Annotated in this window: 19 protein-coding genes and 1 pseudogene; 10 read left to right on the plus strand and 10 right to left on the minus strand. The window is 38.1% G+C overall.

Going from position 1 to position 21,985, the window contains the following annotated elements; all coding sequences use genetic code 11:
• Positions 1 to 8: 8 nt before the first annotated feature.
• The gene (locus AC6BYQ_RS21785; RefSeq protein ID WP_000853608.1) at positions 9 to 350 is read right to left on the minus strand and encodes a hypothetical protein; all 342 of its coding nucleotides are present in this window, start codon (positions 348 to 350) and stop codon (positions 9 to 11) included.
• Between the two features lie 149 nt (positions 351 to 499).
• Between AC6BYQ_RS21785 and AC6BYQ_RS21790 the strand changes: the two genes are divergently transcribed.
• Together AC6BYQ_RS21790 and AC6BYQ_RS21795 are read left to right on the plus strand one after the other, a co-directional pair.
• On the plus strand, positions 500 to 1,183 hold the full coding sequence (locus AC6BYQ_RS21790) for a heavy metal response regulator transcription factor (protein ID WP_001221580.1): 684 nt from the start codon (positions 500 to 502) through the stop codon (positions 1,181 to 1,183).
• Complete coding sequence (locus AC6BYQ_RS21795; RefSeq protein ID WP_000149039.1) at positions 1,173 to 2,549, plus strand: heavy metal sensor histidine kinase; 1,377 nt, start codon at positions 1,173 to 1,175, stop codon at positions 2,547 to 2,549. Before AC6BYQ_RS21790 ends, AC6BYQ_RS21795 begins: the two co-directional genes overlap by 11 nt.
• Before the next feature lie 77 nt (positions 2,550 to 2,626).
• Here the strand turns inward: AC6BYQ_RS21795 and AC6BYQ_RS21800 are convergent.
• Positions 2,627 to 4,912 (minus strand): annotated as a pseudogene (locus AC6BYQ_RS21800) (heavy metal translocating P-type ATPase); the annotation flags it as partial.
• 335 nt (positions 4,913 to 5,247) lie between these two features.
• Here AC6BYQ_RS21800 and AC6BYQ_RS21805 point away from each other — a divergent pair.
• Positions 5,248 to 5,628, plus strand: coding sequence for a copper resistance CopC family protein (locus AC6BYQ_RS21805; RefSeq protein ID WP_000689221.1), 381 nt, complete (start codon positions 5,248 to 5,250; stop codon positions 5,626 to 5,628).
• A 67-nt stretch (positions 5,629 to 5,695) separates the two neighbouring features.
• On the plus strand, positions 5,696 to 6,577 hold the full coding sequence (locus tag AC6BYQ_RS21810) for a CopD family protein (protein ID WP_002035490.1): 882 nt from the start codon (positions 5,696 to 5,698) through the stop codon (positions 6,575 to 6,577).
• Positions 6,578 to 6,842: 265 nt separating this feature from the next.
• On the opposite strand, the gene AC6BYQ_RS21815 is transcribed toward AC6BYQ_RS21810, so the two are convergent.
• From AC6BYQ_RS21815 to AC6BYQ_RS21835, 5 genes are all read right to left on the minus strand, one after another.
• A complete protein-coding gene (locus tag AC6BYQ_RS21815; RefSeq protein WP_000951143.1) occupies positions 6,843 to 7,892 on the minus strand; it encodes a DUF932 domain-containing protein in 1,050 nt (349 codons plus the stop codon).
• Positions 7,893 to 8,334: 442 nt separating this feature from the next.
• Positions 8,335 to 8,664, minus strand: coding sequence for a hypothetical protein (locus tag AC6BYQ_RS21820; protein ID WP_001068164.1), 330 nt, complete (start codon positions 8,662 to 8,664; stop codon positions 8,335 to 8,337).
• A 58-nt stretch (positions 8,665 to 8,722) separates the two neighbouring features.
• Positions 8,723 to 9,421, minus strand: coding sequence for a hypothetical protein (locus AC6BYQ_RS21825; RefSeq protein ID WP_001985473.1), 699 nt, complete (start codon positions 9,419 to 9,421; stop codon positions 8,723 to 8,725).
• An 81-nt stretch (positions 9,422 to 9,502) separates the two neighbouring features.
• On the minus strand, positions 9,503 to 10,576 hold the full coding sequence (locus tag AC6BYQ_RS21830; protein ID WP_004698678.1) for a J domain-containing protein: 1,074 nt from the start codon (positions 10,574 to 10,576) through the stop codon (positions 9,503 to 9,505).
• 269 nt (positions 10,577 to 10,845) lie between these two features.
• Entirely contained in the window at positions 10,846 to 11,133 is a 288-nt protein-coding gene (locus AC6BYQ_RS21835) for a YceK/YidQ family lipoprotein (protein WP_000213574.1), read from the minus strand.
• Positions 11,134 to 12,232: 1,099 nt separating this feature from the next.
• Here AC6BYQ_RS21835 and AC6BYQ_RS21840 point away from each other — a divergent pair.
• The 4 genes from AC6BYQ_RS21840 (at position 12,233) to AC6BYQ_RS21855 (ending at position 16,603) form a co-directional block, all read left to right on the plus strand.
• Complete coding sequence (locus AC6BYQ_RS21840) at positions 12,233 to 13,345, plus strand: hypothetical protein (protein WP_000235770.1); 1,113 nt, start codon at positions 12,233 to 12,235, stop codon at positions 13,343 to 13,345.
• A gap of 749 nt (positions 13,346 to 14,094) precedes the next feature.
• Complete coding sequence (locus tag AC6BYQ_RS21845; RefSeq protein ID WP_000838814.1) at positions 14,095 to 15,330, plus strand: YagK/YfjJ domain-containing protein; 1,236 nt, start codon at positions 14,095 to 14,097, stop codon at positions 15,328 to 15,330.
• 1 nt (position 15,331) lies between these two features.
• Complete coding sequence (locus tag AC6BYQ_RS21850; protein ID WP_000170392.1) at positions 15,332 to 16,312, plus strand: hypothetical protein; 981 nt, start codon at positions 15,332 to 15,334, stop codon at positions 16,310 to 16,312.
• Between the two features lie 18 nt (positions 16,313 to 16,330).
• Entirely contained in the window at positions 16,331 to 16,603 is a 273-nt protein-coding gene (locus tag AC6BYQ_RS21855; RefSeq protein ID WP_000500676.1) for a pyocin activator PrtN family protein, read from the plus strand.
• Here AC6BYQ_RS21855 and AC6BYQ_RS21860 read toward each other — a convergent pair.
• Positions 16,587 to 17,735: a tyrosine-type recombinase/integrase gene (locus tag AC6BYQ_RS21860; protein ID WP_000534873.1), complete on the minus strand. Its 1,149-nt coding sequence runs from the start codon at positions 17,733 to 17,735 to the stop codon at positions 16,587 to 16,589. The two genes, AC6BYQ_RS21855 and AC6BYQ_RS21860, sit on opposite strands and share 17 nt — an antisense overlap.
• Before the next feature lie 134 nt (positions 17,736 to 17,869).
• Between AC6BYQ_RS21860 and dusA the strand changes: the two genes are divergently transcribed.
• Together dusA and AC6BYQ_RS21870 are read left to right on the plus strand one after the other, a co-directional pair.
• Positions 17,870 to 18,886 carry a tRNA dihydrouridine(20/20a) synthase DusA gene (dusA, locus tag AC6BYQ_RS21865; RefSeq protein ID WP_000154493.1) on the plus strand — a complete coding sequence of 339 codons (1,017 nt, stop codon included), beginning with the start codon at positions 17,870 to 17,872 and terminating at the stop codon, positions 18,884 to 18,886.
• A gap of 335 nt (positions 18,887 to 19,221) precedes the next feature.
• Entirely contained in the window at positions 19,222 to 19,731 is a 510-nt protein-coding gene (locus AC6BYQ_RS21870) for a hypothetical protein (RefSeq protein WP_000587862.1), read from the plus strand.
• Between the two features lie 7 nt (positions 19,732 to 19,738).
• Here AC6BYQ_RS21870 and AC6BYQ_RS21875 read toward each other — a convergent pair whose 3' ends face one another.
• Positions 19,739 to 20,632 (minus strand): LysR family transcriptional regulator, encoded by an 894-nt coding sequence (locus AC6BYQ_RS21875; protein ID WP_000956778.1) that lies wholly within the window; start codon positions 20,630 to 20,632, stop codon positions 19,739 to 19,741.
• Positions 20,633 to 20,919: 287 nt separating this feature from the next.
• A complete protein-coding gene (locus tag AC6BYQ_RS21880) occupies positions 20,920 to 21,681 on the minus strand; it encodes a tRNA threonylcarbamoyladenosine dehydratase (protein WP_000130929.1) in 762 nt (253 codons plus the stop codon).
• Between the last annotated feature and the right edge of the window lie 304 nt (positions 21,682 to 21,985).

Below are 21,985 nucleotides of genomic sequence, written 5' to 3' on the forward strand. Positions count from 1 at the left end.
CGTATTAATTATTTATTTGGCATATTCATTTGAGAATGGTCCATCTCACCCATTTTAGAATGATCCATATTCATCATCTTAGAATGGTCCATATTCATCATCTTAGAATGGTCCATTTGGGACATATCAGACATTTGGCTGTGATCATGCTGACTATGATTCTGTTGATTTTCCTTATCTTCTTTCATATCACAAGGTTTTTTGCATTTCTCTTGCGCTTTTGAATTTACTTTAACTTCTGTACTTAAAGTATTTTTCTGTTGAGCATCAGCAGCCCAAGATTGGCTTCCAGCAATTAAAGTCCCAACACACATAAAAGCAGTTAAGCCACGACGGAATAGAGTTTTCATTGATTGCTCCAAAAATAAATTTTATATAACTAACTTATAGGTTGGAACCGGACATCTATGTGACTTGAAAATGACATTTTTGTAATCTACATCGCATCCTGTATTTATAACGTTATTATGGTCTTAATATGCGATACGGGGCTTAATAAATGAGAATCTTACTAGTTGAAGATGAACAAAAAACTGGTGATTATCTAAAGCAAGGTCTTTCTGAAGCAGGATATATTACAGACTGGGTTACAGATGGCTTATCAGGTAAACATCAAGCTCTTTCAGAAGAATACGATCTAATTATACTAGATGTAATGTTACCGAAGTTAGATGGCTGGAATATCATTAATGATATTCGCAAAAGTGGCAAAACTATGCCTATCCTTTTTCTCTCAGCTCGTGATCAAATTGAAGATAGAGTTAAAGGCCTGGAACTAGGAGCTGATGATTATCTCGTTAAGCCTTTTGCTTTTGCAGAACTTCTTGCCCGAATTAAAACCTTACTTCGTCGCGGTCAACAAAAGGAAGATAGCAATATTATTACAATTGCTGATCTTGAACTTGATCTTCGTAAACGTCGCGTCACACGTGCTGGACAAAGAATTGACCTTACAGCTAAAGAGTTCGCATTGATGGAATTATTTATGCGTAGACGTGGAGAGATTCTACCTCGTGCTCTTATTGCTTCTCAAATATGGGATATGAATTTTGATAGTGATACCAATGTTGTAGAAGTCGCTATTAAACGTCTAAGAAATAAAATAGATAGTAATTTCAGTCCTAAGTTGATCCAAAACATCCGCGGAATGGGGTATGTCTTAGAGGTAGAAGATGACTCATAAACTGTTTAATGCGATCAGTTTCCGTATTGCGATCATTTTTTCATTATCTACCATTATTATCTTAATGATTATGGGGCTGGTCATTCATCAGCTTGTTATGCATCATTTTGAAACTCAGGACCGCACTCAGCTAGAAGGGAAAATTCAGCTTTTAGAAAATTTACTGGAACAGAATCCGAAAAACACCGATGAACTAAAGATATATTTAAAAGATGCTTTAGTTGGTCATCATGATCTAATTGTCCAGATTGAACGCCCAACTGGCCAAATCATTTTTAGTTCAGCACCTGCCGTTATAAAGGCTCAAACATTAGTAAAGTCTAAACATATCCCTTGGATAGAGTGGGAAATTCAAAATAAAACATACCGTGGCTTAGTTTATAAAAAATCGTTTGATAAAAATATGAGTGTTCCAACTGCTCAAATTATTGTTGGAATCGATACCTCCGAACATCAACATTTTTTAAACGACTTTAGACGACAATTGTTATATATCGGAGTTGTGGGCACAATTTGTTTAATGTTTTTAGGTTGGTTTGCCGCATGGAGGGGCTTACGTCCAGTTCAGAAAATGGCAAAAGTTGCAGAAGGCATTTCAGCTCAGCATCTATCTGAACGATTAGCGGTCGATAATACACGCACTGAACTAAAATCATTAGCCATAGCCTTTAACGATATGTTAGATCGGCTAGAAACGGCTGTAGAAAAACTCTCAGATTTTTCATCTGATCTGGCCCATGAAATTAGAACACCTATTAATAATTTAATGACTCAAACTCAAGTATGTTTATCTCGTAGTCGGGATATTAATACTTATCAGGAAGTCCTCTTTTCTAATCTGGAAGAGTTTGAACGTTTGGCTCGAATGGTTTCAGATATGTTATTTCTTGCAAAGGCAGAGCATGGCCTACACTTACCAAACCTACAACAGGTCAGCCTAGTAAAAGAGATTTCTGCTTTATTTGACTTCTATGATGCTATCGCTGCTGAAAAGGGAATGTCCCTAGAACAAAGTGGACAAGGATACGTAAAAGGCGATCCCTCAATGTTACGTCGTGCACTGAGTAATTTACTATCAAATGCGATCAAATATGGTAAACCTGATTCAATAATTAAGATTAATTGCCGACAAAATATTGATACCACTATATTCACAATCGAAAATGAAAGCTCACCAATAACATCTGAACAGCTGAATCGATTATTTGACCGTTTTTACCGTACGGATGCATCCAGACAAAGAGTTGAGGAAGGCACAGGTTTAGGTCTAGCAATTACCAAGTCAATTCTTGATGTACATGGCGCAACGATTCAAGCAGACTATAACAACGGTCGGATAGTTTTTAAAATAACTTTTAAAAACTAATTTTTGTAAATAAAAGACAACTGACTACTCATTTCCAGTATCTAAAAAATTATGAGTAGTCAGAAAATGATCCTTTCTTAACTACGTAGCCTTAAAGCATTACCAATAACCGATGCTGAACTTAGGCTCATTGCTAAAGCTGCGATCATAGGAGAAAGTAGCCAACCAGTAAATGGATATAAAATACCCGCGGCTAAAGGGATGCCTAATGCATTATAAAGGAATGCAAACATCAGGTTTTGCTTCATATTTTTAATAGTGGCCTCTGACAGGGAGCGAGCGATCTCTATACCTCGTAAATCACCTTTGACTAAAGTGACTTGAGCACTATTCATAGCCACATCTGTTCCAGTCCCCATTGCAATACCAATATCCGCTTGAGCTAAAGCTGGGGCATCATTGATACCGTCACCTGCCATTGCAACCATTCTTCCTTCTTTTTGTAATTTATTAACCAGTTCCAGTTTATCTGCTGGTTTAACTTCTCCGTAAACTTCATCAATACCTAATTTAGCTCCAACTGATTTTGCAGTAGTTAAACCATCTCCTGTGGCCATTATAATTCTTAATCCAGAATTCTTCAGAGCATGCACAGCTTCAGGTGTACTGACTTTGATTGGATCTGAAACAGCCAATAGTCCTACGAGCGTCCCATCAACAGCCAAATGCATAACACTTGCGCCTTCTGCTCTTAATTGCTCAGCTTGAGGGATATATGTATCAACTGATATGCCGAGTTGTTCCATTAAAGCTGTATTGCCTAATGATAATTGTTGTCCATCTAACTCACCCTTAACACCAATTCCAGAACCTGACTCAAAAGATGTTGGTGTTGTTAGTACAAGATTTCTTTCACGGGCAGCCTGTACAATTGCATCCGCTAATGGATGTTCACTACCTTGATCCAAGCTGGCAGCTAATCTGAGAACTTCATTTTCTTCATATCCAGATAAAGCAATGACCTTATCAAATGAGGGGCGACCTTCTGTTAAGGTCCCTGTTTTATCAATAATTAATGTATCAATCTTACGTAAATTTTCTATTGCTGCAGCATCACGGAAGAGTACGCCATTGGATGCACCACGACCCGTTGCCACCATGATTGACATTGGTGTGGCTAATCCTAAAGCACACGGACAAGCAATAATTAAAACTGCGACAGCATTGATTAGTCCGTATACCCAACTCGGTTCTGGTCCAAATATTCCCCACCCAAAAAAGGTAAGGATAGATATACCGATCACCACCAGTACAAACCAGCCAGCTACCTGATCTGCCATTCTTTGCATAGGGGCTTTAGAACGCTGAGCTTGCGCTACCATTTGAACTATCTGTGAAAGTACTGTTGAAGAACCGACCTTTTCCGAACGTATCACTAATGAACCGTTCATATTCATTGTCGCACCGATTACTTGGTCACCTATACGTTTTGTTACTGGAACTGGCTCTCCCGTTAACATTGATTCATCAATAGAACTTGAACCTTCTGTAATTATTCCATCAACGGGGACCTTCTCACCTGGTCGTACTCTCAGTAAATCTCCAACATGTACATGGGAAAGTGGGATATCTTCCTCTGTGCCATCTTCATTAATTTTTCTTGCGGTTTTCGGTGCCAACCCAAGTAAAGATTTTATTGCTGACGAAGTTTGCGAACGTGCCTTTAACTCAAGAACTTGACCTAATAAGGTCAGTGAAATAATTGCGGCTGTTGCCTCAAAATATACAGCAACACGCCCCATAGAGATGAAAGACGCTGGGAAAACTTGTGGGGCTAGGGTTCCAACGACACTATAAATAAATGCAGCTCCAGTCCCAATTCCAATTAAAGTCCACATATTCGGACTACGATTTAAAATTGAATGCCAACATCTAACAAAAAATGGCCAACCTGCCCAAAAGACGATAGGTAAAGTAAGAACAAGTTCAATCCAGCTTTGTACCTTCATCTCAAACCAGTTCAACTGATGACCAAACATCGCCAAAAATATGATAATGAGGGTTAACGGTAAGGTGTACCAAAATCTTCTTTTGAAATCTTTAAGTTCAGGATTATCATCGGCTTCATCTAGATTGGGAAGTAATGGTTCTAGTGACATACCGCAAATCGGACAGTTACCAGGATGATTTTGTCGGATCTCCGGATGCATTGGGCAAGTATAAATTGATGAGGTATTTACACTATCTGAGTGTGTATCCATCTTATTTAGGGAGACATTTTCGGAAACAGATCTATCTTCTTTAGCAATGTAAAAAGTAGGATCATGCTTAAATTTTATCTGACATTTTTCACTACAAAAGTAAAAAGTCTTATTGCCAACTTGTTCATGAAATTTAGATTCTTCTGTTACAGCCATGCCGCAGACAGGATCCTTTAGTACGTTATTTATAGTTTTCTTTTCATGATGATGGTCCATATAGAAACCTCCTTCATATTTGATTTTAAAAAATTAATTACCTTCGTGCAGAAATACATTTCTGATTATTTGAGTATTTAATGAACATTATTCTTGATAAAGTCAGTGTAACACTTGTGAGTTTTTAATTCTAAAAATGACAAAAATGTAATTTTGGAGTCATCAAGACGTTGCTCTCTTTCTTAAATAATAAGCATACAAAGAGTGATGACCAACTCGATCAATTTAGGAATTTCACTGGGTCATTACTTAGCACGTACTAATTTTTAAAAGGTGATGAAATGAAAATTTTCCAAAATAAAGTGTCAGCTCTACGTAATGTACTAGTAGGTGCGACTATGGTTGTAGCTGCTTCAAGCGCATTTGCTCATGTCAAACTTGAAAGTGCCACTCCAGCTATTAATGCATCTGTAGCAAGTCAGCCAAAAAATATAACTTTAAATTTTGGTGAAGAAGTCATGTTAATGAATGTCAAATTACTTGATGCTCAACGTAAAGACATCCCTTTAACTTATCAGATAACTCATGATTTAAAAAAATCATTTGAAGTAGCAGTACCTAAACTTAAGAAAGGTAAATACACAGTGGTTTGGACCACAATGGGTACTGATGGCCATAACATGAATGGCGAATATAGCTTCACTATTAAATCAGCGAAATAACTATAGAGCATCAATAGTCTATATGCCAGCAGCTTGCTGGCATATTGCTATCGCAGGGAGGAAAAATATGAATCCTGAAACTTGGATATATGCAACGTGGCTGATTAAAGTCGTTTTATATTTAGGAATAGCATTTGTTGTTGGTGGTGCCTTTAGCTATTTTCTACTGGGACGTTATGTAGAAATCAGGGAAACTCTTCTAAAGTACATTACTATTGGTGCAGGATTAGGCTTTATTTCAAGCACTTTAGGCTTCTTTGTTCTTATAGGAAGTTTTGCCAATACAGGTCTTTCAGGAATGTGGGACAGTAACTACATTAATATCTTAATAAATACTCCCACTGGGCATATCCATATCATCCGCTCAGTTAGTTTTGCACTTTTATTGTTATTTATGATCGTAAAGCTTAGTAAAGGGACTATCCAAGTTTCCAAAGTAGAAGGAACAATTTTTACCATCCTACTTATCCCCATGGTTTTTAGTTTTTCACAATTAGGCCATGTCACAAACTTGCCCTTTTTCGCTCAATTCTTATTATCAATACATGTCCTTGTAATGTCCTTATGGATGGGATCACTTTTTCCTTTATGGAAAACAAGTAAAAAAATTACTGGTCTTCCATTAAAAGATCGCATGCACTTATTTGGGAGAATCGCAGCATTTGTTGTGGGAATACTACTCGCTTGTGGTGCTAGTATTGCTCTGTTACTCATTAAAGATTTCAATACTCTACTAAATACTCCTTATGGGCATGGTTTTATTATTAAGATCGCATTTGTTCTAAGCATTTTATTATTAGCTGCTTTCAACAAATGGTATTTTACCCCTCGCTTACAAGACCCGAAATTTGCCAGACAGTTGGGCTATGCCATTTTATTTGAAATGTCATTAGGCCTAATGATCCTTTTAACGACTGGATATATTACAACTGTAGTGGGAATTGATTAAATAGGTATATAGTAATTTAAAAAAGTAAAATGAAAAAAATTATCTGATTCTGCTTGATTTCATCATTGGTTCAATCCTTGATATTTTTTCTAACTCCATAAGCTTTACTATTGTAAGTAGAGTGTAGTGTAAGACTGTAGAGTCTCAGATCTTTTAAAATATAGGGGTAAAATTACTTACCCCATAATCTGCCCATGTTTTTATAAATTAATTACATGATTTTCTGTAATTCATGTATAAATAAACTTAAACAAATAATCATAACTTATACAACCATTCTTAGTGCCTGTTCCAGCCCGCGTTGTTTAAGGTTGGCTCCTACCCCAAACCATGCTGAATCTAATCGGTGATCTTTTGAGATCGCACGTCGCTCATGATCAACAAACTCGGTAATACTACAAAGCAGTCCATACGCCGTATCTTTAGCTGAAGCTAACTCGGCACCACGACCATGCCCGTTAAACATGGTCATGACCTTAGACATCGCACGTCCATTTGGCTCAGTTTTATTGTCGGTTTTGGATGAGTTGATTTGTTTAGGCGTAGCTACATTACGGTAGAACTGAATGATACTTTCATCTTGTTCAGCAATATTCAGGTTTGTATTATTGAACACTGCATCGAAGTAAGCTGCTGCTTCCTGCTGGGTGACTTTACGCTGGCTGAGCTGCTTCATTTCATACATGTGCTCGTCCCATGCATGAACCGAAATACCCAATTGCTGTTTAATCTTTTCAGCATCAAACTTGGTACTGTGTGGAACTTTCACCACACCTGCACTACTATTCTGCCCACGTAAGGCAATCGCTAAGGTGTTATTACACACCACACGTACACTTGTAAATTGCGCCGTGGTGGCTAATGTCCCATCACATGCTGTTGCCAGAAGGATATAACCATTACTCACATCCTTTCCTTTCAGTGCTGTTGATTGTCCAGTCGTAGCCAGTGCCCAGAACTTACGACCACCTTTCAATACCCCTGCTGTTTCCAGTTCAAAGCCTGATTGTTCTGTCAGGTCTTTATAGAAGTTTAATATCTCCATCGGTTGCACCTCCTGATAACGCTGACTTACCACTGATAGCGGCGCATGAGTATCTGAACGATAAAGGACTCTCTGATCTTCATACGGCATGATGATGTTTTGTCCACGTTCATTTTTTGTCATATAGCTGACATTGGATGATTCAATTCGCCAATCCATCCCTGCTTGTTGTGCCCATACTTCTAAAGGTTGATTTCTAGTGAGTTGATTGCCCAAACCATGCCAAGGGGTTTGACCTACAAAAGCCATTGTTTCAACTTGATGTGCCATGATGTTTTTCCTATTAAGTGATTTAAATAATTTGATTAAGAGTTTGGGATGAAGTTAAGAAAAGCTTGATTGCTGGATTTCAAAATGTTGCAGACACTGCTCACACTGATAATGCAAGGACACTGTATTGTCTTGATGCTGGACGTAGAGCAGAAACATGCCCCCTACAACTAAACCAACAAAGCCACCGACTAGTGGGTGAATAGGACTACGTTTTGACAATTGCATACAGGCTGCTGCCAGAGACATGGGGGAGAATGATGAAAGTTTTGCAAATACACCTTGATGGCTTTGTTCTGACTGCCGTAGTAATTTCAGATGTCTCGAATGGCAGTAAGGACATTGATGCATAGTCGTCTCCTCTCAATAAAAGGCATAAAAAAAACCACAAGCAAATGCTTGTGGTTTGATTGAGCTTTATGTCGTTTTAGATTAAGTCAAATTAACGAGTTACTTTTGGAGTCGCTAAACCTTTCTTGCTACAAGGTTGGATACTTTCAATATATTGACCATCTCCAGTGTCTTTAAAGAAACCATGTTTTGATTTGATTTCTAAACATTGCCCCTTCTTAAAAGGTTTAACTTGTGGAACGACTTTAGCTGGTATAGCGTAGCTATTTAAAATGACTTCGCCTTTAGTAGTTGGAAAAACCACCGATTCTTCGCCGTAATAGACATTGGCTTTAAGTGTAATCTGCTCAGTTTTAGCAAAAGCAATAGAACTGAGTGAAAGACTTAAAATTCCACATGCGATAAGTTTGATTGGGTTCATGGTATTTTCTCTGATTAAGTAAAGTAATAATTAAACGAATGCTACAGACCAGCTTTAATTAGTGACCAAAGCATGGCTGGTATCCTTCGTGAAGGACTTGATTGCTGTTCTTATCCCAACTCACCACATACCAAGTACATTGGTAACGGTCAGAGTCCCATGCAGTACGATAGGTCATGGTATTACCTTGCTGGCTCCATCCTTCAACTCGTTTACTCACCTGATCTGGACTTGAGCGGCCCCATACATTCATGAGATGTGACGCTAACATTTGATCAATATTCGGGATGGTTGACTTTAAATCAGCTGGAGCAGATTTGATTGGCTTTAATCCATAGCGAGAAGCATTGGAACTTAAGGTTTTCCCTTCATGGTACTCACCATCAACTTCTGAACTGAGATTACCTAGACTTGTATCTTGTGCTTTTGCCTGATCAACCGCGGCTATTGCCCCCGCAACAACCTCATCTTCAGCTTGTGAATGAGCAGATTCTGATTCCGGGTTTTCCACCATACTTTCAATTCCAGTGAAACCTGATTCAACGGGTTCCGATGCTGCTTGTGTTGTGGCAGATTGATTTTGTACCTTAGATTGTTCTAAAGCGAGTTGTGCTAACTGAAGTTCAGTTTGTCGTTTTTGATGTTGATTAAATAAAATACCGCCTGCAATTAACACCGCCATCATGACTACAGTTAACAACCAATATAACGGTGGTATCTTTTTAGTTGAGTTAGTGCTGTTCTTTATCATATTCATATCATTACCTTGAAATAGAGGATATACGGCGCTTTAGGGCTGCCTTCACTGGGGTAATATGTAAGTAAAAATTCTTTATTTTCAGTTATTGTCCAAATAGCTTTTTAATAAAGCTCTTGCTTCATTCAGTTGCTGTGCCTGACTTTCAATCAACTGACGAACAGATTCAGGTAAGTTCTGGTATTTATCGGGATGGAACTCAGCCATCTTTTTTCGGTAAGCAGATTGTAAGTTCTGCTCAGTCAGTGAATTAGGCTGAATATCAAGAAGTTTGCACGCTTGAAGTTGTCCACCGTTGAAAGTAGAAGTAGTAGACTGATTCATTTCATCAGCCAGACATTGATAGATAATTTTGACCAGATCAGGAAATACGGCTTTAGAAACATTGGATACACGACATAAATGGGTCATGAAGAGATCCGCCTGATTCTGCTCAACCTGACCCAGTGCCATGGCATAAACCAGTTGTTCGATCATCTCCGTACGAAGCTTGTAAGCCAGCACATCTTTCAGTTCTGCAAAGCGATGTAATAATTCTTCATATTCAAAGTTGGGATGTTCAGTCAGTAACCTTTTAATATAGTGCTGTGATGCTTCATCATTCAGCTTTACAAAATGTTTAGATATTGCATGACTAGATTCAGGATTCCACTTACCCATATTGAATGTGATGAAATAAGCAAACAGATCAATAATTACCTTCAGTTCTGCATCAATCTGTGGTGGAGCCCGATCGGTTTCTGTTTCACCCTGACAAACTTCATTTAGAAATGAAGCCAATGTTCGTACTGTGCCCTTATCCAGTTGGGTAAAGGTCAGGGTTTCTATACGATTCAGTACGATGCCATGATTAATGACGCCAATATCTGCCTCGACATGATGAATACTTTTAAAGAGATAAACCGCTTCATCTCCAAAGCTTTCTTTATAAAAGAGTCCTGTCGCCGTCACACAAAGTCCAGCTTTAGCACTGCCAAATACCGTATCGTCAATTAGCATAAGGATTTCATCTGGATGAATTCCTTGAGGGAGATAACTCATAGCCCCTTGCAATTTTTTATAAGGAATAGCGGGTGCAAAATAAATATTGTCACTCGCTCTTAACATCAACATCCAACGGCTTTTCTGGAGTGATTCTCTCGATATGATTGTCATGGCAACTTCCCCAATTTAGCGACTAAAACAACCAACGTAGAAAATCAGCAGGCCAAACAAGTGCCCGACCCAAAGAATATGAACCAGAATAAATAGGGTACTGCCAAATCAAATACAGCCAATAACCAATCACAATGGTGAAATAAAGGCCAATCAATGGATGTTTCATTGTAAATTCCTCATTTTTTTAGGTAAGCCTATCCAACCCACTGCTCTATGGCAGCAGGTGAGATCAAAAGACAAACTAAGATTTAATGTGAATACGAGCTCTAAAGTTTATGTGCACATTGCTGACCAGACTTAAAAGACACCTCTTCGAAATCCTCTGGCATCCTGACTTGCATCATGCCAATCGCCTCCAGCTTTTCTTCACCATAATGTTCTTCCATCCTGTCGTAGAAGCAGGAACAGAAACTGCGACTTCCTCCCGTATTCCTACAGCTTTGTTTCATACCCTTTTCGAAATCAGAAGAACAACCAGTAACCAACAAAATACTGACACCTACCAAACCCATCAAAATTTTATTTTTCATCATTTTATCCAGTGACGTCGTCATGGAGCTTAGGCTTTTTTAGGCAACACGAAGCCTTGCCATGGTGTAGCTCACATGACATTTTTTTAAGTAAATTTTTAGACGAAAAGATCTAAAGCTTGAGAAACTAGAAGTTCATCAAATCCTATTAAAACTAATCAGGCGTTATAAAAAGAATATGCATAGCCAACTCCTTTATATTGGGAGTTCTGCCAAAGCATTAGAGAATTATGGTGGCAGAACGAGAAAGGGTTGACAGACCGGATTGGATTGACACCAGCACACTCGAAAGTGTCCCTCTCCCGTCCTACCGCAACGGGAGGAGACGAGATGTACCCTCAAAATTATTCCTCAGAAGGAATAACTCTGATGCAACCCAATAAAACGGTCTGTCAAAACCGACTGGCAATGTGGCCAGCAAGCAAAGGATAATGTGCAATATTTAAGGTGTCAATGATCTATCGACTAAGTCGTAAAGTGATTGTTATTGTTTTTCATTAGATTAATTCTTTAAACTAACCATTAGGTAAATTTAAGGATGATTCAGTGTTTCGGTTAAAGTGTCTTGGTGGTCCACTGTATGGACAAGAATATTCTCATGCTCAGGATGAGTTTATTTTTAAAGACAAACAGACAGGAAAGCAGACGCGTTATCGAAAGCAGGCTTTAAACTTCACCCCACCCCAAGAGTTCTTTATAGCAGAGTCAATTTCTACAACCGTAGCCTACAATCTTGCATTGCAATTAATGAAACGCTATTGAGACCTTTTAGTAATACAAAGACATACTATTAACTAACCAATAATGAGTGATTTTCTAGCACTTGATTCAGTCCATAATAAATTTATAATCCAGTAGAATGCTTCACAGTACTACAAGTTTAGTCCAACAATTATAACTCTAAGCTACATTTTGATTTTGACTACTTTTCACCCAAAACATCGCAAGTCGGTACAGAATCATCATAAGTCGGTACATAAATGGAGTGCAGTTTAACACCTAACACCCCTCTACAAATGCTCATAATTCACTCTCAAGTTAAGCTAAATCATTTTTAAATTATAAGTAGTTACGACTTATAATATATGCACTTCTTTTAAAATGAATAAGTGAACTTGATTACATGGCAACTTCAGCTAAAAAAAATGCTAAGGCTAAACAAGAAACCACATCTACGAGTAACATCAAAAAACTTATTGGCTTAATTGACCAACTTGAAGAACATATTATTAAAAGACATAAATTTCCCTATGGTTTGCCATCAGCCTATGCCGAACACTACAAAGCTTATTTACCCGAACAAATGGAACCTATCAGTGAAGAAATGACGGATAATGACCGAAAGTGGTTTTATGAACAGCTTGATCAAGGCTTATTAAAAGAATCGCCAGAACAAAAGGCTCTCCGTCAACAGGCATGGAGATTACCCCCACCATTACTTCGAGGTAAATCGGAAATTTACATCTACATTCCCGAAGAGGACCGACTTGCCCGACACTATGGCGAAATCGCGACTGAAATTCGTAAATTCAAAAACTTGGTATCAACTAAAACCAGAATATTCAAAAAAACAGCACAACAAGCTGAGAAACATTTTGAAGAAGCATTTCGTCTCTACTCCAAACATTATGATTGTTCTTTCTATATCTACACGCTACCAGAAGATATCTATAAACAGATTAGGCAATCTCAATTAGCCCGAAACAGCCATAAAAAATCCCAGAGGGTAAAAAAAACTTACCTCTCACTTGTTCAACGTTTTATTACCAGTAATCAAAAAACTTACTCAAGTATGGATACGGTTCTAGGAGCCATTGAGCAGCAAGCTATCTCAAAAATTCCAGAATACCTCACTCAAGAATACAATGCTGAAATAGAACATTGTTTACGAAAAAAAGAAGAAGCTGAATATTTTCTTTTTGCAGCTCGAAATGATCTATCTACAGCTGAAGTCAAAGAAATTGAAGAATATGGTAAAAAAACTGTAATCATACAAGCTCAGAACCGTGATCAACCCCTAACTTCTTTTGCAGGTCGCCCTATCGAACGTTATAAGGAAATAAGAGTATTTTATCAGAAAAAGATTTCTGCCTTAGAAACTCAAAAAAGTAAAATTAGAACCGACGATCAGAGAATGAAGTTACTGAATAGCGCTAAATCTTGGTTAAAGGAAAGCGAGCCAAGCCTATATGATGCGCTGAACATTTTTATAGAAAAGAAAGGTAGAAAACTTTAGAATTCCCCTCCCACCCCAATAAAAATCCGATCACTCACATAATTTATTTAGAGCCTGTTAGTTCTACACTGACATGCTCTTAAAAAAAATTAATAAATTTTTAAAAGAGTAATAATTACAATGAAATTTCTATATTTTAAAGATTTTAAATACATATATATCAGTAGCTTAAATAAATTCTTCGCAGATTTTTAGAGGGTGCTTAATTTTTTTCTAGAATTTCCCTTATGCAATCAAGCATACAAAACTTGCTACATAAGGAACCAATATGACCAACTCAAACCTAAGCCAGCAACACATCAAATTAATAAGTACATTCAATTGGAAGCTTAGCAATTTACGGGTGTGGGTCACCCGAAGAATAGCTCAACGAAGCCATTTAAATGCTGCATAACGCAGGACATCACAACTTTTAAAAAGTCCTCGTATTACCGTCATTTTTTGGTAGAGCATTCTCGAAGTAAAGTGCAATCGGCTTTTCGGTTTAAATACAATTGTAATAAGTAATATTAGATATATGTAATTAATCTACTAGATACTTATTGTCATAAGCAGTGTGCCTTAGCAAATACTGCTTATAGATTAGATTGATTTAATTGTGTATCCATTTGAGATGAATACACTCCAGATAGATTAGCCAATATCCACTCTACGCCTACCCTAATGGACATTTCTAAACGATGTCCATAGGGAGAGCATTTACCTCATGACGCCTGATACGTAATTAATTATTTGTATGTAGGTATACTATGAAATCTCTGAACAACACAGCTAAACCAATTCTTCCACCTATCGCACAGTTCTCAGTTGCAGATAGAGATGCATTCCTAGAACAGCTCAAGGAAGATTTTTCAACTCATGAGTACATGACAGAAAACGGTAAGATTAAAATATTCAAAACGAGTATAAACCCTGAAGTTGAAAAAATGCTCAGTCGTGTTGAGTTCATCAAGTATTTTGAGAAAGAGCGCCCAATCGCTACTCTTAAATCTGTTCAAAGTTTTAAGGGCAAAGAGCAACTACGTGTTGAATATGCGAAGGATATTCCACTTTTGCTTAAGTGCCAGCTTACAACAATCTTTGTGTCTGCTCACTCTGGCAATTACAAGATGGGCATAGAGTTACAGGCCTTTAAGGATTCATTCTTAGAACTTTCAAAGGAAGAACAATATACCCTTTATGAATTTTCTCTGATCAATCAGTGTTACACATCTGAACAGGCTCAGGCTTATGTTGCAGCTTTAATTAAATTTCAGAAGTTGTTTGCAATAAGAATGAGCAGTGCCTCAATTCGTAAACAACTTTCGAATCGTGCTAGTAATCGACGCCGTTCTAAAGAGCGTTGTGTTGAGCTTGTAGAGACTCTACTCAAGATCCATTCTCGAATCCTTGTTGTTCGAGTAGACCTAGGATTAATACGCGATCCAGCTAAGCTTCAACAGCTTGCTATCTCAACTGATTTTGCTCAGGCTGAACATGATAGTGAGTTTATGCAAGAGTCTTTTATTCGGTTCTATGATGCATCTAAGCATAATCAGCTTAAGCAAGCGCTCGGGTATATCCTGCGTATTGAACACACCCCAACCAAGGGATTCCATGGACATCTTTATTACTTCTTCAATGCCAATGACCATCGTGAGGACATCACGTGGGGGCAATATATTGCTGAGAAATGGAGGGTTGCTACAAACAATCTTGGGACTGCTTTTATCTGCAATATGAAGAAAGATGAGTACCGCTATCGTGCCTTAGGCATTTTGGAGTATACCGACCATGAAATGCTTAAGAATCTCAAGGCTACGTTTGACTACATATGCAAAAATGATCAGTACTTCGCCTTTACTAATGGAGAACAAATTCGGAGCTTCCGAACAAGCCAAATACCAAAAGTTCCTGCTACCAAACTTGGCCGTCCACGCAAGTTCGAGCAACTTAACCTACTAGACTCTGATCAGTCAGATGATGCTCAAGTAGGAGGACAGTAACATGACTAAGTACGCATCAGATGCTTTACTTGCAGCTACACATTCGTCATGCAGCATTCAACCTATTTGGGCTTACGATCTGATTGGTTCTGAGAAGTCAGCAAAAGCTCTTGGGAGATCAAAAACTACAAGCATGTTTGCAAAACAAAATTCTCAAAATAGTAATCAGGCATTATCTCTCAGTAAACCTGTTGAGTTGATTAGATCAGCATATCCATTAGTGACAGGCTCCCCTGTCACTAATGGGATGTTATCTGTTCGACTAAAGCCAGAGAACGAATTGTTTATTCAGTTTATTAAACATATGGGGCCTATGCTTAATGGGGGGATTTACTGCCACGATCAGTATTTTTCTAATCAAATTACGGGCTACCAATATATGCTCAACACTAGGCAGTTTAGTGAGGATTTAACAGCTTGGAATACAGAACAAAGTCGTGCTGAAGAGTTATTTGATTCGACAATGAAGGTTCTATTCAGAGACTACGCAGGCTTCGAAACACATGAGCTATATTTGCCAATGCTATTTACGCTTTCAGCGAATACTCCAATGTATTCGAAACAACAATATTTAGATCAGCAGAAAAAAGAGATGATCGCCATTTTCCTTAATGAAGGTGGAAATAATGAAATTATTGCCGTATTTTCGAAATGGGAACTTACACCCCAAGGACAATTAGCACTTAGGCTGGTGTTTTTACTGGAACGCCAGTTCATAGATGATCCTGTTGGTTCTTCTGATGAAAATGCTTTCATTGCCTTACGAGGTAATCTGGAAGGCCTATTTAATTGCAAAGCATATCCTGTATCTATGCCATTAAACGGGTTTATGCAAACTAATCATTTTTTTAAAAGTGATCCAAGGTGCAAAGATCTTATTAAGCTGCTCAAAACGTACCTGATAGGCAGTGATGCAGTCCTTCGAATTTGGGATACACAGTCCAATTTTGATGTGTTGTATTCAAAGTTTAAAACTAACTAGTTAAGAGGCTATTTCACAATGGGTGCATTCCAGTTAAACACCGCTGATTACCTATTTATGAAATATCGCTCTATGACTGTCGAATTAATGAGCATAGTACAAGACTACTATCCTCACTTAAGCAAGGCAGAGGCGCTGAGAAAGGCAAATAATCAAGAGTTTCCTTTCTCTGTCTTTAAAATAGATTCAAGCAAACGCGCACCATTTCTGGTGCACGTTAAAGACTTGGCTGATATCTTAGATAAGAAGTATTCTGAAGCTGCTAAAGACTTTGCTACGTTTCATCAATGAGGCGTAGCACCTCTTCCAATTGAATTACATTTCGCCTTGACTTCACAGAAACATACCGCTGTAAGCTCCCCCAAGAATCATGCAAACTTACTTTCTGAATTTCAGGAATAGTAAAACTTTGTTCTGCAAGTCTCGTACAACCTTCATGTCTCAAATCATGAAAATGTAAATCCTCTATTCCCAATATTTTACATGCTTCGCGAAACTCTTTTCCTATGCTTTTGGGATTCAAAGGTAATAAGAGTTGTTCATCATATCCTAATCGAAGCATACGACTCCGCACTTCATTATCTAATAAAAGTTCAATTATTGTTTTACAAGGTTCCAACACATCAAAAGACTTGTGATTACCTTTAGAACCGTTCGGATTTTTCAAATCATGAACTTTCCATGAAGAGTTGTAAGAATCATAATCTTGCAGCCATAAGCGTGTTAACTCTGCTTCACGTCTACATGAAAAAATTGCGAACCAAATAATTAAATGCATTGGATACTTAGTACCGTATTTATTTAACTTCCAACGCTCAGCAAAAAGTTTTGTTAAAGCAATTAACTCTTCCTTTGTAGGAAGCCTATCTCTCACTTTACTAGACGAGATTTGACGAGTTTTTCTAAGCTGTGCTGTAGCTTTATCGAAGTTACTTAAATCAACTTCCATACCCCACATAACAGATGCATGAGATAGAACACCTCTAATATGTAAAAGCTCATGCTGCTGTGTACTTGTTGCAATAGGTTCTAAACCAAGATTAGGCACGCCTCTTCGTCTTAGAGCCACATGCTCAGCCAAATGTATCGAATGTATTTTTGTGATAATATTGCGCGCAATTGGCAACTTCTTAATTAAGAGTAGAGAATAGCGTTTCGTCCTGCCGTACTCGCTCCCAACTTCATCCAAATATTTATCTATGGCATCTGACAAAGTTAGATCAATCAGTTGTTCTTTGCCAAGTAAAATGTCTGGATTTTCTTGAATCTCAACTTCTCTTTTTTTAAGCCAGTTTTCTGCCACTTTTTTTGAATAAAATGTTTTGCTTTCAGAATAAGCAGGATAACCTTTTTTGTTGATCCGGATAGCAGCTCGGTAACTAACACTTCCATCTGCACTTTTTCTGGCAGTAATTGACCCCATAATTTTACACCATGAACCATTTTTTTCATTATGGTGTAAATTCTGGTGTAAATGCAAACCGATTAACGCAGCTAAACATGAGTTCCCACAGATTCAAACAGGTTGCAAAACACTGATTAAAGGTATGATTTTTAATGACTATTAACAAAACCATTGAAACTATTAAATCTCCAAGAATCAGTGTAGCCCCAATGATGGACTGGACTACAAAGGACTACCGATTCTTTGCACGGTTGTTTAACCCAAACGTTGTGCTTTATACAGAAATGGTGACTACGGGCGCGATTCTATTTGGCGATGCGAAACGCCATTTGGACTATAACGCTCAAGAACACCCAATCGTATTGCAGCTTGGCGGCTCAAACCCACAAGAACTTGCCACTTGCACAAAAATGGCTGAAGACTGGGGCTATGACGAAGTCAACTTGAATGTAGGCTGCCCAAGTGACCGTGTACAGAACAATAAAATCGGTGCATGTTTAATGGCAGAGCCAGACTTGGTCGCTGAATGTATTCACAGCATGCAAAAAGCGGTGAATATTCCGGTAACGGTTAAGCACCGTATCGGTATTGATGACATGCAGTCTTACGAAGAAATGCTGCACTTTGTAGATACTGTAGCAGCAACAGGTTGTACTCACTTTGTTGTACATGCCCGTATTGCGATATTGAAAGGTTTGTCTCCGAAAGAAAACCGAGAAGTACCACCGCTACGCTATGAAGATGTTTACCGTTTAAAGCAAGAACGCCCGCATCTGACTATTGAAATTAATGGTGGTATTAAAACTTTTGCCGAAACTCAAGCTCATTTACAGCACGTTGACGGCGTCATGATTGGCCGTGAAGCCTATCACAACCCTTACTTACTTGCTGAGCTCGGCCAACTTTGGAACCTAGAAGCACCGGATCGTTTCGATATTATGGAACAAATGCTACCGTATATTGAACAACGTCTAGCTGAAGGTGCACCACTCTCTATCATTACGCGTCATATTTTAGGTTTATTCCAAAATTTACCGGGCGCTCGCAAATGGCGACAAGCCCTAAGTGGTGGAAATGCAAAAACTTTAACTGATGTCGAGAATGCAATTCATAATATGCAAGCTGCCATTATCCGTACTGAAGAGTATTTAAAGGAACACCAATTTTAAGCCAGCCCATGTTTCTAAAATTGTAAGAAAATGTGGCATTTTAAATCAGAGACTTAGATTTTGAGTATATTCGCAAATGTTGGCTCGAAATATTCAAAATTAAGCTCTGATTAATTATTTATATTCAATAATATCAAAAACTTAATTTTTATGATTTCAAAAGCTCTTTTAATTAGCTCTTTTTTCCATAGCCAGAAATAAAAACTGGTAAAAAGATACGTTATTACATAACATAAACAAAACTTTTAAGCTTGGGCCATTAGTATCTCTGAACGCCACAGGTAGGTGGTGATTTTCTAAATACGGATATAGGTAGTACGGGTAGAGATTTCACGATGATTATTTATGACGGACAAGTAGCTGATAACTATATGTATCAGGATTCAAATCAGGCAGCCATTGTTGTATCCCACAGCACACCAAGCCTCCCTTATCCATTCACCATGAAACCCAATAATCACTCCACTGAAACCAACACTCCTCCAGCCATTGATGTAGAAAAATTCGTAGCTAAATTAGAAAGTATTACCTCTAGACGCAGTAAAGCGCGTTGTGCACGTAGCATCCGTATTGCGCTTGAGTCTGCTGGTGCCGATGTTGAAAATCATCCGATTGCAGCATCTGATTGGGGCGATACCCTCAAGAAAATTGGCTATAAAGAAATAAATCCAGCCTTTGATGAGCCACAAGAAGGCGACATTTATATCATTCACAGAACCCGCAACCATATTTACGGCCATATCGCTGGTTACACAGGAAGCGAATGGGTGTCGGACTTTAAACAAAGTAGTTATGACGTCTATAAAGATGATAACGTCACCTATACTTACTATAGATTAGGCTAATTCACTTCTAAGATAGAAACATTTGATGAATTAGCTCGGCGCAGTGCTGAATGATTTCATCATGGTCCTTTCTATAGACCAGCAAAACTTCCGAAAGAGATAGGGAATCTTCCAAAGGTATTAGTTTTACATTGGCAGGTAAGATTTGTTGAAACTCCGCAGGAACAATACCTACCCCTAAATTTGCCGCCACGAGCTGTAACTGTGAAATCTTACGCGACTGAATGGAGGCTTTTTGTGGGGTAAATCCTGCGGCTAAACACAGATTTGCGACCAAATAACTTAAGCCTCCTCTTTCAGCATGAGGTGTTGATACAAAACACTCATCTTTTAAGTCTTTTAAATAAACCTTTTCTGATTTAGAAAACTTGGCATGATCAATATGCACAGCCACCATTAAAGGCTCTTCATATAACTTAAGAGTATTTATACCATCTAAACTATGCCGAACTGGTGGGCGGATCAAACCGATATCAATTTCACCATTTAATAACGCTAAGACTTGCTGCTCGGATGATAAGGTATTGATCTCAAAGCTCAACTGCTGCGTTAAGCTAACTTCTTTTAATATCTGCACCTTTGTATTATCCACGACAATACTGCTGGAATGAGCAATTTTAATCTGTCGATTTTTCCCTTCCGAAACACTTTTAGATAGAACAATAATTTCATTTAAATAAAGCAAGTTATCTTTTATTTTCTTATAGAAGACCTCTCCCGCTGGCGTGAGTCTTGCTCTTTTGTCCGTACGATCAAACAACTGAAAATCAATTTCTTCTTCTAATAGTTTCATTTGTCGACTTAAAGCAGACTGGGCAATAAATAGCTTTTCGGAAGCAGCGGTAAAGCTCCCTTCTTCAACAATTTTTATGAAATATTGGAATTGTTTTAATGTGAGCATTATCATCTCAAAATTAGATCATTTGGTCTATTTTCTATATTAGATTAGATAGATCTCCTTCGCTAGAATTTTAATCAAGACCATTCACTTGATTGAATTCTTCATGAAGTATTTAAAAGGTTTCGCAATATGCACCATCGTTATTTTAATTTTATGGTGTTTTAAATTTTATGATCAGCAATTACCCACACAGCCCAAACAAGACAATATAGAGCTGTATGATTAAATAGTTTTCCCAAAACAAAAGGCATGCACTCACCTAAGAGCATGCCTTTTCCATATTTAAATTAGGCTTTCTTTAAATCGAGTTTTTTCAAAACTTCGGCTACAGCAATCATGGCAAAGCTTGAAGTCACCACCACCGCTGAACCATAGCCACCACAGCGCAACCCCGCCGATGGGCAGACATCTGCGCTTGAAAATGGATTGTCGATTGAGTAAATACAGGTAATGCCAAATTTCTCTTTTGGCTTTTTACAAATGCCGCGAGCGCGAAGCTGACTACGTAGCTTCGCTAACATTGGGTCTTGTTCTGTTTTTGATAGATCGGCCACGCGAATTTTAAGTGGATCGAGTTTACCACCTGCCCCACCGGATACAATCAAAGGAATTTTGTTAAAACGACAATGGAGCATTAAAGCCAGTTTTGCTTTAACATCATCGATGCAGTCCAAAACAATGTCTGGTACAGGGTTTAAAAGCTCTACAACATTTTCAGGTGTTAAGAAGTCATCAATAATATTGACTTTAATGCGTGGGTTAATTTGGCGACAACGCTCCGCCATAATTTCAACTTTTTCACAGCCCAGAGTTGAGGTCATTGCAGGTAGCTGACGGTTTACATTTGATGCCGCAACCACATCCATATCGACTAATGTGATCTCACCAATACCTGTACGCGCTAAAGCTTCTACTGCCCAACTGCCGACCCCACCAATACCAATCACCATCACATGACTTTGTTCATAATGCTGGAACGATGAATCACCATAAATTTTGGCTACACCTGCAAAACGGCGGTCATATTCATCTTGTTGGAGATCGGTCATTGCTACTCTTTGAAGGGATATAAAACACGGGAGGTATTTTACTGCTTTTCAGAAGAAAGTGTATTTCAGATCAAAGAAAACTTGAGATAGCGATATTTGAGTTCACGACAAGTCTTATCATTATAAATCAAATTATATTATTTAAGATTTAAGTCATTATTTACTAACGTGACAGGCGGCATGGATGCCGCCCAGTTGGGTTGCGGTATAAGGATATACCGTCAGCCCGACAAAGGATTTTTGTTACTTTTTATCCTTAAAAAGTAAGGATACGCCTATATAGTCAACATTAGCTCATACACAT

The organism is Serratia sp. LTN-2, assembly GCF_059740205.1.